5 protein-coding genes are annotated in these 14,642 nt (G+C 70.0%); 2 read left to right on the forward strand and 3 right to left on the reverse strand.

The window, feature by feature from the left end; all coding sequences use genetic code 11:
* Positions 1-28: 28 nt before the first annotated feature.
* From ACEN9Q_RS27345 to ACEN9Q_RS27355, 3 genes are all read right to left on the reverse strand, one after another.
* The gene (locus ACEN9Q_RS27345; RefSeq protein WP_495626681.1) at positions 29-1,870 is read right to left on the reverse strand and encodes a DUF885 domain-containing protein; all 1,842 of its coding nucleotides are present in this window, start codon (positions 1,868-1,870) and stop codon (positions 29-31) included.
* A gap of 121 nt (positions 1,871-1,991) precedes the next feature.
* Complete coding sequence (locus ACEN9Q_RS27350) at positions 1,992-3,125, reverse strand: branched-chain amino acid ABC transporter substrate-binding protein (RefSeq protein WP_495626682.1); 1,134 nt, start codon at positions 3,123-3,125, stop codon at positions 1,992-1,994.
* 65 nt (positions 3,126-3,190) lie between these two features.
* On the reverse strand, positions 3,191-3,676 hold the full coding sequence (locus ACEN9Q_RS27355; RefSeq protein WP_056439885.1) for an Lrp/AsnC family transcriptional regulator: 486 nt from the start codon (positions 3,674-3,676) through the stop codon (positions 3,191-3,193).
* A 152-nt stretch (positions 3,677-3,828) separates the two neighbouring features.
* On the opposite strand from ACEN9Q_RS27355, the gene ACEN9Q_RS27360 reads away from it, so the two are divergent.
* On the forward strand, positions 3,829-5,757 hold the full coding sequence (locus ACEN9Q_RS27360; protein ID WP_495626683.1) for an aminotransferase class V-fold PLP-dependent enzyme: 1,929 nt from the start codon (positions 3,829-3,831) through the stop codon (positions 5,755-5,757).
* A 162-nt stretch (positions 5,758-5,919) separates the two neighbouring features.
* Positions 5,920-14,631 (forward strand): glycoside hydrolase family 94 protein, encoded by an 8,712-nt coding sequence (locus ACEN9Q_RS27365; RefSeq protein ID WP_495626684.1) that lies wholly within the window; start codon positions 5,920-5,922, stop codon positions 14,629-14,631.
* Positions 14,632-14,642: the final 11 nt, after the last annotated feature.

Genomic DNA, 14,642 nt, shown 5'->3' on the forward strand with positions numbered 1-14,642 from the left:
GGGGAGCCCACCCTACGTGCTACGCGCTTTACCTGGTTTCAGCGATCCAGCGATCCACCTTCTTCTCCAGCAGCGCCAGCGGCAGCGTGCCTTCGCCCAGCACGATCTCGTGGAATTTGGGGAGGCTGAATTTCGGCCCGAGTGCCTTCTCCGCGCGGGCACGCAATTCCTGGATCTTGAGGGCGCCGATCTTGTAGCCCAGCGCCTGCGCCGGCCACGCCATGTAGCGCTCGGTCGCGTTGCGTGCGTCCGCTTCCGAATAGCCCAGCGTCTCGCGCATGTACTTGATCGACTGCTCGCGCGTCCAGCCCTTCGCGTGCATGCCGGTGTCGACGACGAGGCGCACGGCGCGCAGCATTTCGTCGTTCAGGTGGCCGAACCAGTCTTCCGGCTTGTCGTACAGGCCCATCTCCGTGCCCAGCGTCTCGGCGTACAGGGCCCAGCCTTCGGTAAAGGCGTTGTTGCCGCCGAACTTGCGGAAGTTCGGCAGGCCCAGCTCCTGCATCAGCGCGATGTGGAAGTGGTGGCCCGGCTGGCCTTCGTGCAGGAACAGCGTGACCATGCCGGTGCTGCCGTACTGCGTCGGATCGTTCACGACGGACCAGAACACGCCCGGACGCGAGCCGTCCGCGGCCGGCGGCGTGTAGTGGTCGGAAGCCGTCGCGCGCGACAGTTCCGGCTCCAGGCGCAGGTCGAGCGGCGTCTTGGGACGCAGCGAGAACAGCGCCGGCAGCTTGGTCTGCAGCTGCGCGTTCAGCTTGCGGTAGACGTCGATGATCTCGCCCTCGGTCTTGAACGGCTTGTACTTCGCCTGTTCCGACACCCACACCGGCAGGCCGGCCGCCGGACCGTTGTAGCCCATCTTCGGACCGATGCGCGCATATTCTCCCTGGATGCGCGCGACTTCCCGCAAACCGATCTGGTGGATCTGCTCCGGTTGCAGGTCGGTCGTCGTCTGGCTGGCGACGCGCGCGAGATACCAGTCCATCCCCTGCGGCAGCGCGCTCCAGCCGGTGCTCGTGCGGCAGGCCGGCAGGTAATCGTGCTCGATGAAGTCGGCCAGGCGCTTCAGGGCCGGATTCAGCTTGCTGTCGATGGTGCTGCGATAGCTCGCCGTCAGCGTCTTCTTGTCCGCGTCCGAGAAGGCCGCCGGGAAGTTCTTCACCGGCGTGTAATAGATGCTGTCCTCGGCCCTGGCGGCCACCAGCTGCTTGAACTGGGGCAGCGCGGCCTCCATGATCGCCTTCGGCTGCACGACGCCGCGCTTCATCCCTTCGCGCATGTTCGCGATGGCCTGGTCGATCCACGGACCGAGCTGGTTCAGGCGGCTCAGGTAGGCCCGGTAATCCTTCACGGTGGCCAGCGACTGCGCCTGCTGGCCGCTGCTGTAGTTCGCGAGCGTGACGGGCAGGGCGTCCATCTGGTTCAGCGGCAGCAGGTGCTCGGGGAACGGCTCGAAGCGCAGCGCGGTCTTCAGCTCATAGTCGAGGATGTCGTAGCTGGTCTGGTCGCGCTGGGCGAGGCCGTCGCGGCGGATCGTGTGCAGGCGTTTCAGGTAGCCCTTGTACAGCGCGAACTGGTGCGCGCGGTTCTTCGGCGCGATCGACATGCCGATCTGGTCGGCGAAGCGGTTGTCGCCGCTCTCGCCGGCGGAGACCGGATCGAAGCGCGCCTGCGCGTCCCAGTATTCGTCGGCCAGCTTGTTCAGCTTTTTCGATTCGGCGGTGGTGGCGGCGTTTGCGGCGGCGTTCGTGGCGCCGGCGGTGGCCGTAGGCTTGGTCGCGTTGTCGGCGGCAGTTGCAACCGCGGCCGGCGCGCAGGCGATGAGGCAGGCGGCGGCGATGGTGCCCATTTTGAGGATCGGTTTCATGTGTGTGTCTGCTTGGTGGAGATGAAAGAAGTGCGGGCAGGGTGGGCACACGGTGCCCACGCGAACGTTCGCGGATCGCGCACGTCACGCGTGGGCGGAGGGCCGCCCACCCTACCGGGATTCAATAATTGGCCAGCGGCGCGAGCTGGCCGCCCTTGAAGGTGTAGACCGTGACGGCCGTCTTCCTCAGGTTGCCGTTCGCATCGTAGCCGTAGGTGCCGGACACGCCGTCGTAGCTCATCGCGTGCAGTTGCTTGCCGACGGCGGCGGCGTCCGTCGTGTTCGCGGCCTGCATGGCGCGGGCGATGAACATCGTCTGGTCGTAGAACGCGGGCGCGTACACGTCCGGGTCGTGCTGGAAGCGCTGCTTGTAGCGGGTCTTGAACGCGGGGCCGCCGGCCTGCTTGTCGAGCATCGCGCCGGCCTGCGCGCACATCACGTTTTCCCCGACCGCGTCGCCGCCCAGCTTGGCCATCTCCGGGCTGCACAGGGTGTCGCCGCCCAGCAGGCGCACGTTCGCCATCCCCAGCTGCTTCATCTGGCGCGCCATCGGGGCGCCCTGCGGCGCATAGCCGCCGAAGAAGATGGCGTCGACCTTCTTCGCGCGGAACGCGGTGAGGATGGCGGAAAAGTCGCTCGCCTTGTCGTTGGTGAACTCGCGGCCGGCGACGGCAACGCCGGCGGCGCGCGCCTGCTTCGCGAATTCGTCGGCGATGCCCTGGCCGAACGCGGTGCGGTCGTCGATCACGCCGACCGTCTTGAGTTTCAGCGCCTTGGCGGCGTACGACGCCATCGACGCGCCCACCTGGGCATCGCTGGCGACGATGCGGAACACGTTCGGGTAGCGCGCCTGGGTGATCTTGGGGCTCGTGCCCACGGTCGACATCAGGATGCCGGCATCGTTGTAGACGCGCGCGGCGGGAATCGCCACGCCCGAGTTGTACGGGCCGAGCACGAACTTGACGCCGGCGTCGGCGAATTTCTGCGCGACGTTCACGCCCGCTTTCGGGTCGCCCTGGTCGTCTTCGGACAGCAGTTCGAATTTCAGGGTCTTGGCGCCCACCTTGAGCTTGTGCGCGTTGAGTTCCTCGACCGCGAGGCGCACGCCGTTCTCGTCATCCTTGCCGGCGAAGGCATTGGCGCCCGACAGCGGGCCGCTCACGCCGATGCGCACGACCTGGTCCTGGGCGAGCGCGGAGGTCCCGGTCGCCAGCAGGATCGCCGCCAGCGCCACGGTTTTCATCGTTGATGCCATTTGTATGTCTCCGTTGTTGTGCAACGGCCGCCATCATCGCATGATCGGCGTGGCATGCAAACAGGTCAGGCGGGCAGCCCGTGCGAGATCAGTTCCAGCGGCAGCGCGGTGGTGCACTTGATCTGCTCCATCGAGAACGCGGAGGAGACGCCGGACAGCTGGGCCGTCCTGATCAGCTTTTTGTAGAAGCGGTCGTAGCCGTCGATGTCGGTGGTGACGACCTTGAGCAGGTAATCGACGTCGCCGCTCATGCGGTGGAATTCCAGGACCTCGGGCAGCGCGACGACGGCGGAGGCGAAGCGCTCCAGCCATTTTTCGTCGTGCTCGTTGGTGCGCACGCTGACGAACACGGTGACGGGCAGGCCGACCTTGTTCCGGTTGACGATGCTGACCCGGCTTTCGATGTATCCCTCTTCCTCCAGGCGCTTGACCCGTTTCCAGCACGGGGTGCTGGACAGCCCGACCTTCTCGCTCAAGCCGGAGATCGACAGGGTCGCGTCCGCCTGCAGGGCTGCCAAAATCGCGCAGTCGTATTTGTCGAGTGAATTCATCTTGTCCATGTCGCGGTATCTAGAATGTTCGTTCTTCAGCCCAGGAAAAAGAAAAGATTCTTTAGTACGTCATTTTCGGCACTAAACCGTAACATATTACTCAACAATCGCGCTCATGGCGCATTTATTTTTGGACTTTTAGCAATTATTTCATGGCCCCCGACATCTACCTCGACGCAAACGCCACTTCGCCGGTCCTGCCTTCCGCAATCGCCGCCGCCGTCGACGCGATGCAGGCCTCGTTCGGCAATCCGAGCAGCAGCCACGCCACCGGCCTGCGCGCCAAACGCATCCTCGACACGACCCGCGCGCGTGCGCGCCGCGTGCTCGGCGCCGGCCCGGGACGGGTGTTGTTCACCAGCGGCGCCACGGAAGGCATCCAGACCGCCGTGTTGTCCGCGCTCGTCGCCGTGCGCGAACGCCGCGCGGCCGGCGAGGCGTGCGGCGACCTGCTGGTCTACGGCGCCACCGAGCACAAGGCCGTGTCGGAAAGCCTCGCGCACTGGAACCGCCTGCTCGGCACCGGCCTGACGCTGCAGCCGCTGCCCGTCGACGCCACGGGACGGCACCGCCTCGACGTCCTGCGCGACCTGGCGCCGCGCGCCGCCATGGTCTGCACGATGGCGGCCAACAACGAGACGGGCGCGATCTCGGACCTCGACGGCATCGCGCGCGTGCTGCGCGAGGGCGGATCGAAGGCCTACTGGATGGTCGATTGCGTGCAGGCGCTGGGCAAGCTGCCGCTCGCCCTGGCGGACACGCGCATCGATTACGCGCCGTTCTCCGGCCACAAGCTGCATGCGCCGAAGGGCATCGGCATCCTGTACGTGCGCGACGGCGCGCCCTACACGCCGCTGATGATCGGCGGCGGCCAGGAAGGCGGGCAGCGGTCCGGCACCGAGAACATGCCCGGCATCGCCGCCCTCGGCGCCGTGCTGGCCGCGCTGGAAGCGGGGACGACGTTCCGCGGCCACGCTGAACTGGCGGCCATGCGCGACCGGCTGGCGGCCGCCCTGCGCGATGCCTTTCCCGCCGTCGCGTTCAACGCGCCGTTCGAACACACCTTGCCGACCACGCTGAATTTCTCCGTGCCCGGCGTGTCCGGCAAGGACCTGCTCGACCTGTTCGACGCGGCCGGCGTGCGCGTCAGCGCGGGTTCGGCCTGTTCCGCCGCCAAATCCACGCCCAGTTATGTGCTGGACGCGATGGGCCTGCCCTTGTCGCGCAGCGGCGCCGCCGTGCGCCTGTCGATCGGGCCGCTCGCGGACGACGCCTTCATCGACGCCGCCTGCGCGCGCATCCGGCGCTGCGGCGAGGCGCTGCGCACGTCACCGCTCAGCGGCGGGAATCCCGGCATCATGCAGGTCAGCGGCGAAGGGCGGCACGGCTGGATCGTGTTCGATGCCGCCACGTGCGTCGTGCTCGATCCGCCGCGCGGGCAGGCGGAGCGCATCGCCGCGCTCGTGCGCGACGCGGGCCTGCGCATGCACACGTTCGACGACGCGGATTGCGCCGCCGTCGCGCTGGACGACGGCAGTCATGCGCCCTGCATTGCCATCGGCGGCGCCGTGCTGGCCCGACTGCCGGACGGCTATCTGTTGGGCGCCGCGGAGGCGGGCCGCCTGCCGCGCACGAACGTGCGCCACGTCTTCGGCACCGTCGACGTCGCGCGCCTGGCGCGCGTCGCGCAGGACGGCGCCGTGCAGTGCCACGGCGCCGACGTCGACGGCCTGGCCTGCACCACGCTGGCCGCGCCGCGCGAATGCGCTGCCGGTGCGGCCTGGCAGCTGCATCCGGAAGCGCTGGACGGTTTCCTGCGCCGCCACGAAGACGCGCTGCTCGTCGACGTGCGCGAAGGCTTCGAGGCGGCGGCCGGCGCGATGGCGTTGCACGGCCGCGCGGCGCACAACGTGCCGCTGTCGCGACTGGCGGAACACGTGGCGGCGTGGTTGTCGGAACCGGCGCGTCCCGTCGTTTTCGTGTGCCGCAGCGGCAATCGCAGCGCGAAGGCGGCCCAATGCCTGCGCCGGGCCGGACATGCGCAGGCATGGACCCTCGTGGGCGGTGTCGCGCTGGCCTGAACATACCGATTGTCAACCTGTGTACGCTACCGCACAGTTTTCAGGCACATGATCTCTTAGCATGGCAAAAGCCGTGCGCCCTCGAGTCTTTTCGCTCTCACCCGAATGGTCGCGTCCCGCGTCAGCCGGCGGTCGGTTGCGCACGCCACCATGAGGTTCCTGTTGAAAGAAGAAAAAGCGCATCCACCCGCAGCCCGCGGCCTCGCCAACGACGACGCACCGCTGCGCGCCGAACTGTTTTCCGCCGCCCAGATGGCCGTGCACGGCCGCCGCCTCGCCGCGCGCCATCAACTGAGCAGCCAACCGGGCAGCGACCGCCTGCTGGCGCGCCTGGCCGACAACGCTGGCGTCATCGCCGACGCCTGCGCCGGCCTCACCCTCGCCGCCAAGGCCGGCGTGCGCCTGGCGCCGGCGGCCGAATGGCTGCTCGATAATTACTACCTGATCGAGGAGCAGATCCGCCTCGCGCGCAGCCACCTGCCCAGGGATTACAGCCGCGAGCTGCCCTGCCTGCAGGATGCCGATGCGTGCGACAGCCCGCGCGTGTACCAGCTGGCGCTGGAGCTGATCGCGCATGGCGACGGCCGCCTGGAGCCGGAAAGCCTGGCGCGCTTCGTCGCCGCCTACCAGGAGGGGACGCCGCTGGCACTGGGCGAGTTGTGGGCGATCCCGATCATGCTGCGCCTCGCGCTGATCGACAACCTGCGCCGCATCGCCGCGCGCCAGGCCGACAGCCGGCGCCAGCGCGAACAGGCCAACCGCTGGGCCGACCGCATGACGGCCAAGGCCGACGAGCGCCCCGGTGACCTCATTCTCGTCGTGGCCGACATGGCGCGCGACGTGCAGCCGATGGGCTCGGGCTTCGTGGCCGAACTCACGCGCCGGCTGCAGGGCCGCAGCGGCCCGCTCACGCAGGCATTGCAATGGATCGCCACGCGTCTCGCCGACGAAGGCCGCACGATCGACCAGGCCGTGCAGGCCGACGTCACGCAGCAGGCCACCGACCAGGTCTCGGTCTCCAACACGATCGCCAGCCTGCGCCTGCTCGGCAGCACCGACTGGCGCGAATTCGTCGAGACGATGAGCGCCGTCGAGCAGGCGCTGCGCGGCGACCCGGCCGGCGTCTACGGCAGGATGGACTTCGCCACGCGCGACCATTATCGCCACGTGGTCGAACGCCTCGCGCGCGCCAGCGGCCGCAGCGAGACGGAGATCGCGACCGAGGCCCTCGCGCTGGCGGCGGAACCGCGCACGGTCGGCGAGGGCGGCCTGGACGCGCGCCTGCGCCACGTCGGTTACTACCTGGCCGGCAACGGCTTGCCCCAACTGGAAGCGCGCCTGAACATGCGCCCCGGCCTCAAGGCCGCGCTGCGCCGCGCGGCGCGCGCGCGTCCGCTGCTGTCCTACCTGGGCGCCATCGGCGCGTTCACGGCGCTGTTCGCGGCGGCGGCCGTCGTGCATGCGATGCAGGAGGGCGCCGGCCCCGGCCTGCTCGTCGCCATCGGGGTGCTGGGTGTGCTCGGCGCGAGCCAGCTGGCGCAGACCCTCGTCAACCTGATGGCCACGCGGCTGGTGGCGCCGGCGCCGCTGCCGCGCATGGATTTCAGTGCCGGCATCCCGCCCGATGCGCGCGCCATCGTCGTCGTGCCGGCGCTGCTGTACAGCCGCGACAACGTGGCGGCGCTGGTCGACGCGCTCGAGGTGCGCTACCTGGCCAACCGCGATCCGCACCTGCGCTTCTGCCTCCTGACCGACCTGGTCGACGCGCCGCGGCAAGAGGTGTACGGCGACGCCGAACTGATCGAACAGGCGCGCGCCGCCATCGCCGCGCTGAACGCGAAGTACGACGAGGCGGGCCCGTTCCTGCTGCTGCACCGCCAGCGCGTGTGGAGCGAAGGCGAGGGCGCCTGGATCGGCCGCGAGCGCAAGCGCGGCAAGCTGGAAGACCTGAATACTTTCCTGTTGCGCGGCGAGCGCGCGCCGTTCGCCGTCATCGAGGGCCCGGTCGACGGCCTGGACGAGATCCGCTATGTGATCACGCTCGACGCCGACACCCAGCTGCCGCGCGACGCCGCGCGCGCCTTCGTCGCCGCGATGGCGCATCCGCTCAACCATCCCGTGTTCTCGGCCGATGGCCGGCGCGTGGTGGAAGGCTACGGCCTGCTGCAGCCGCGCGTGACGGCGGCGCTGCCGCCGGAGGATGCATCGCGCTACGAACGGCTGTGCGGCGGCGAGCCGGGCATCGATCCGTACACGCGCACCGTATCCGACGTCTACCAGGACCTGTTCGGCGAAGGCTCGTTCACGGGCAAGGGCATCTACGACCTGGAAGCGTTCGAGCGCGTGCTGCGCGGACGCTTTCCGGACGACCGCGTGCTGTCGCACGACCTGCTGGAAGGCTGCTATGCGCGTTCCGGCCTGCTCAGCGACGCCGCGCTCGTCGAAGCCTGCCCGGCGCGCTACAGCGACGACGTCAGCCGGCGGCACCGCTGGATCCGCGGCGACTGGCAGCTGGCCGGCTGGCTGCGCGCGCGCGTGCCGCTGGCCGACGGCCGCACGGAACCCAATCCGCTGCCGCCGCTGGCGCGCTGGAAGCTGTTCGACAACCTGCGCCGCAGCCTCGTCGCGCCCACGCTGACCGTCGCGCTGCTGTTGTGCTGGACCCTGCTGGCGGCACCCGCGTTCTGGAGCGCGGCCGTGCTGGCCGTGTTCTTCCTGCCGTTCGCGCTGGGCGCCTTGATCGGCCTCGCCGACAAGCCGCACGACCTCCCGCTGGGCCAGCACCTGCTGAACTGGGCGCAGTCCACGCGCATCGGCCTGGGCCACGCGCTGCTGAACACGGCCTTCCTGCCGCACGAAGCCAGCTACGGCCTGGACGCGATCGCGCGCGCCGCGTGGCGCATGCGCGTGTCGAAACGGCGCCGGCTCGAGTGGCGGGCGTCGAGCCTGTCGCGCTCCAGCACCGACATGGAATCGAACTGGCAGAACATGTGGTTCGCGCCCGCATTCGCGGTCGGCGCCGCCGTCCTGCTCAGCTTTGCGAATCCGTTCGCGCTGTTCGCCGCCGCGCCGCTGCTGTTGCTGTGGTTCCTGTCGCCGGTCGTGGCGTGGTGGGTCAGCCTGCCGGCCGCGCGTCCCGTGCCGCATCTCTCGGGCAGCCAGCGCCGCTTCCTGCGCGTGCTGGCGCGCCGCACCTGGGCGTTCTTCGAGGACCACGTCACGGCGCAGGACAACTGGCTCCCGCCGGACAATATGCAGGAGCATCCGGCGCCGGTCGTCGCGCACCGCACGTCGCCGACGAATCTGGGGCTGGCGCTGCTGGCCAACGTCACGGCCTGGGACTTCGGCCACGCAGCGACGAGCGAACTGCTGGCGCGCACGCGCGCGACCCTGGGCACGATGGCCCGGCTGGAACGCCACCGCGGCCATTTCTACAACTGGTACGACACGCGGACGCTGGCGCCGCTGCCGCCGCAATACGTGTCGGCCGTCGACAGCGGCAACCTGGCCGGGCACCTGTTCACGCTCGCCGCCGGCCTGGAAGGCCTGGCCGACGAGCCCATCGCGTCCAGCCGCGCGCTGGACGGCATCCGCGACACGCTCGACGTCGTCGAGGAACATGCGACACCCGCGATGCCCGCCGTACGCGAGGCGATCGCCGCGCTGCGCCAGCAGCTGACGCCCGAGCGCTGCCGCAACGCGGGCACGCTGCCGGGTCTCGCCGAGTGCCTGCAGGCGCTGGCGCGCCAGGCCGAGGCGCTGTGCACCGTCGTGCCGCTCGACGCCGACCCGCAGTTGCGCGACTGGGCCGGCAAGCTGGCGGCGCAAACGGCCGCCGCCCGGGACGACCTGCTCCTGATGGCGCCGTGGATGCGCGTCGTGCAGGAATACGTGATCGATTCGACCCTCACGCGCATCCCGACCTTGCGCGAGCTGGCCAGCTTCGGCATGAAGGCGCCCGGCGACGACCTGGCGCCGGAAGAGCGCACGCGCCAGCTGCTGCTCGCGCGCCTCGTGGCGGAAGGCTGCGTCAACGCGCGGGCGCGCCTGCAGGAGATCGCGCAGCTGGTCCGCGACGCGCGCGCGTGCGCCGACATGGATTTCTGCTTCCTGTACAACGAAGACACGGGCCTGCTGGCGATCGGCTACCACGTCGCCGAGCGCCGGCTGGACGCCGGCAGCTACGACCTGCTCGCGTCGGAAGCGCGCCTGGCCAGCTTCGTCGGCATCGCGCAAGGCCAGTTCCCGCAGGAGCACTGGTTCGCGCTGGGCCGCCAGCTGTGCCTCGTGCACGGCCAGCAGTTGCTGCTGTCGTGGAGCGGATCGATGTTCGAATACCTGATGCCCCTGCTGGTGATGCCGACGTACCGCGATACGCTGCTCGACCAGACCTGTCGCGGCATCGTGCGCGCCCAGGCCGAGTATGGCCGCCGGCGCAACGTCCCGTGGGGCATCTCCGAGTCCGGCTACAACGCGGTGGACGCCGCGCTGAATTACCAGTACCGCGCGTTCGGCGTGCCCGGCACGGGTGCGAAACGCGGCCTCGGCGAAGACCTCGTCGTCGCGCCGTACGCCACGATGATGGCGTTGATGGTCGAGCCGGAACGCGCGTGCGCCAACCTGGAACGCATGGCGAAGCTGGGCTTCATGGGCCGCTACGGCTTCTACGAGGCCGTCGACTATACGCCGGCGCGCCTGCCGCACGGGCAGGCCTGCGCCATCGTGCGCTCGTTCATGGTGCACCACCAGGGCATGGGATTCCTCGCGCTGTCGTACCTGCTGCACGACCGGCCCATGCAGCGCCGCTTCGAGAGCGACCCGCAATTCCGGGCCACGCTGCTGCTGTTGCAGGAGCGCGTGCCGGCCGCGGGCGCGCATGCGTCCGCGCGCGCCGACGCCGAGGAACTGCGCCTGCCGACGCCGGACGCAGGCATGACGGCGCGCACCGTGGCGCGGCCCGATGCGGCGCCGCAGGAAGTGCAGTTGCTGTCCAACGGCCGCTACCACGTGATGGTGACGGCCGGCGGCGGCGGCTACAGCGTCTGGCGCGACCTGGCCGTCACGCGCTGGCGCGAAGACCCGACCGTCGACGACCGCGGCCACTTCTGCTACGTGCGCGACCTGGACGACGGCGCCGTGTGGTCGAACACGTGGCAGCCCACCCTGGCGCGGCCCGAACATTACGAGGCCGTGTTCTCCGAGGCCCGCGCGGAGTTCCGCCGGCGCGACCGCGGCATCGAGCTGCACACGGAGATCGTCGTCTCGCCCGAGGACGACATCGAGCTGCGCCGCCTGCGCATCGCCAACAAGACGGGGGCGACCCGCACGATCGAGCTGACGAGTTATGCGGAGGTGGTGCTGGCGCCGGCCGCGGCCGACGCCGCGCATCCGGCGTTTTCCAAGCTGTTCGTGCAGACGGAGATCCTGGCCGAGCGCGGCGCGATCCTGTGCGCGCGCCGCCCGCGCCACAAGGAAGAAGCCGTGCCGTGGCTGCTGAACCTGATGACGGTGCATGGCGAGAACGTGGACGCGTCGCTGCCCGAATTCGAAACGAGCCGCGCGGCGTTCATCGGCCGCGGCCGCGGCAATGCGCGTCCGGCCGCGCTGGAAGGACGCGCGCCGCTCGGCGGATCGGCCGGCGCCGTGCTCGATCCGGCGGTGGCGATCCGCCGCGTCGTGCGCCTCGCCCCGCACCAGGAAGTGAGCGTCGATATCGTGCTGGGCGCGGCCGATACGCGCGAACAGGCGCTGCGCCTGATCGACAAATACCAGGACCGCCACCTGGCCGACCGTGTGTCCGAACTGGCGTGGACGCACGGCCAGGTGGTGCTGCGCCAGCTGAACGCGAGCGAGGCGGACGCCCAGCTGTATGCGCGCCTGGCCGGCAGCGTGCTCCATCCGCAGGCCGCGTTGCGCGCCGACCCCGCCATCATCGCGCGCAACCAGCGCGGCCAGTCGGGCTTGTGGCCCTACGCGATCTCGGGCGACTACCCGATCGTACTGCTGCACATGCGCGCCGCCGCCAACATCGAACTGGCGCGCCAGCTGGTCCAGGCGCACGCGTGGTGGCGGCTGAAAGGGCTCGTCGTCGACCTCGTGATCTGGTGCGAGGACGGCGAGTCGAAGACGGGCGGCTACCGCCAGGCGCTGCACGACCAGATCATGAGCCTGATCGCCTCCGGCCTCGACGCGCAGTCGATCGACCGGCCGGGCGGCGTGTTCGTGCGCATGCCCGACCAGATCCCGAACGAGGACCGCGTGCTGATGCAGGCCGTGGCGCGCGTGATCCTGTCCGACGAGCATGGCGGCCTGGCCGAACAGCTGCGCCGCGCGGCCGCGCGCAAGGTCGAGCTGCCGCCGGCGTTCGTGCCGGCCTTGCCCGCGCGGCAGCACGCGCCGGCCAGGCCGGCGGCGCCCGCGCTGGTGCTGGACAACGGCATCGGCGGCTTCAGCGAGGACGGGCGCGAATACGTCATCCGCACGGGTCCGGGCCGGCCCACGCCGGCGCCGTGGGCCAACGTGCTGGCCAGCCCCATGTTCGGCAGCGTCGTGTCGGAAAGCGGCCAGGCCTACAGCTGGAACCAGAACGCCCATGAATTCCGGTTGACGCCGTGGGACAACGATCCGGTGGCCGACCGCGGCGGCGAAGTGTTTTATGTGCGCGACGAACAGACCGGCGTGTTCTGGTCGCCGACCGCGCTGCCGGCGCCGTCGGGCGGCGAGTACGTCACGCGCCACGGCTTCGGCTACAGCGTGTTCGAGCACGCGGCGCATGGCATCCACAGCGAGCTGCTGACGTATGTGGCGCTGGACGCGCCGCTCAAGCATGTCGTCGTCAAGCTGCGCAACGACGATGCCGTCGCGCGCCGGCTGTCCGTGACCGGTTACGTGGAATGGGTGCTGGGCGACCTGCGTGCGAAATCGGCGCTGCACGTGGTGACCGAGCAGGACCCCGTCAGCGGCGCGCTGTTCGCCCGCAATGCCTACAACGCCGACTTCTCCGGCCGCGTCGCTTTCTTCCACCTCGACGCCGAGCACGTGGCCTTCACGTGCGACCGCGCCGAATTCATCGGCCGCGACCGCAGCCTGGCCGATCCGGCCGCGCTCGGACGCGCGACCCTGTCCGGCCGCGCCGGCGCCGCGCACGATCCTTGCGCGGCGCTGCAGACCGTCGTCGAGCTGCTGCCGGGCGAGGAGCAGGAACTGGTGTTCATGCTCGGCGTCGGCGGCCGCCGCAACCTGGACGCTTCCGGCATGGTCCAGCGCCACAGCGGCGCGGCGACGGCCGCCGCCGACCTGGCGCGCGTGCGCGACTTCTGGGACGAGACGCTGGGTGCCGTACGCATCGAGACGCCCGAACCGGAATTCGACGCGCTCGCCAACGGCTGGCTGATGTACCAGACGATCGCCTGCCGCATGTGGGCGCGCAGCGGCTATTACCAGTCGGGCGGCGCCTACGGCTTCCGCGACCAGCTGCAGGATGCGATGGCCACCGTGCACGCGCGGCCGGAACTGCTGCGCGACCACATCCTGCTGTTCGCCGGCCACCAGTTCGTCGAAGGCGATGTGCAGCACTGGTGGCATCCGCCGACCGGACGCGGCGTACGCACGCGCTGCTCGGACGACTATCTGTGGCTGCCGCTCGCCGTGCATCGCTACGTCGGCGTCACCGGCGACGATTCGCTGCTGGACGAGGTCGCGCCGTTCATCGAAGGCCGCGCGCTCAAGCAGGACGAGGAATCGTGGTTCGACGTACCCGGCCAGTCGCGCGAGCAGGCCAGCATCTACGAACATTGCGTGCGCGCGCTGCGGCGCGCCCTCGCGTTCGGCCCGCACGGCCTGCCGCTGATCGGCACGTGCGACTGGAACGACGGCATGGACCGCGTGGGCAACGGCGGCTGCGGCGAGAGCGTCTGGCTCGGCTTCTTCCTGTACGACGTGCTGTGCCGCTTCGCCGACCTGGCCGACCGCCGCGGCGACTACGGTTTCTGCACCACCTGCCGCAGCGCGGCCCAGGTCCTCGCGCACAACATCGAGGACAACGCGTGGGATGGCGAATGGTATCGGCGCGCCTATTTCGACGACGGCACCCCGCTCGGCTCGCGCGACAACGACGAGTGCCGCATCGATTCGATCGCGCAGAGCTGGGCCGTGCTGTCCGGCGCCGCCGACCGCGGACGGGCGCGCATCGCGATGGATGCCGTCGATGCGCATCTCGTGCGGCGCGACGCGGCACTGGTCCAGCTGCTCGATCCGCCGTTCGACCAGGGCCGGCTCGACCCGGGCTATATCCGCGGCTACGTGCCGGGCGTGCGCGAGAACGGCGGCCAGTACACGCACGCCGCGATCTGGACGGCGATGGCGTTCGCGCAGCTGGGCGACACGGAACGGGCGTGGGAACTGGCACGCATGATCAACCCGCTCAACCACGCGCGCACGGAGGCAGCCTGCGACGTGTATAAAGCCGAACCGTATGTGATGACGGCCGACGTGTATGCGGCCGCGCCGCACGTGGGACGGGGCGGCTGGAGCTGGTACACGGGGTCGGCCGGCTGGATGTACCGGCTGATCGTCGAATCCCTGCTGGGCGTGACGCGCGCGGGCGACACGCTGACGCTCGTGCCGCGCCTGCCCGCCGGCTGGGAGGGCTTCCGCCTGCACTATCGCTACCGCGGCAGCCACTACACGATCGCCGTGCGCCGCGCGGACGCGCCGCTGCTCCGGGTGGACGGCGTGGCGCAGCAGGGCAGCACGATCGCGCTGGCGGACGACGGCCGCACGCACGAGGTGGAACTGCACGTGACTTCCCGCCACGACGCGGCCGCCAGCGCGCCGCATGCGGGCAGGACGGCGTTCGAACAGATGCGGCCTTAAAATTTGTCAAT

This window comes from Massilia sp. Masssp93 (assembly GCF_059491295.1).

Excerpts from the sequence above, each read along its gene's own strand:
- ACEN9Q_RS27345 (WP_495626681.1), bottom strand. The coding sequence starts at position 1,870 with ATGAAACCGATCCTCAAAATGGGCACCATCGCCGCCGCCTGCCTCATC.
- ACEN9Q_RS27350 (WP_495626682.1), bottom strand. The coding sequence starts at position 3,125 with ATGGCATCAACGATGAAAACCGTGGCGCTGGCGGCGATCCTGCTGGCG.
- ACEN9Q_RS27355 (WP_056439885.1), bottom strand. The coding sequence starts at position 3,676 with ATGAATTCACTCGACAAATACGACTGCGCGATTTTGGCAGCCCTGCAG.
- ACEN9Q_RS27360 (WP_495626683.1), top strand. The coding sequence starts at position 3,829 with ATGGCCCCCGACATCTACCTCGACGCAAACGCCACTTCGCCGGTCCTG.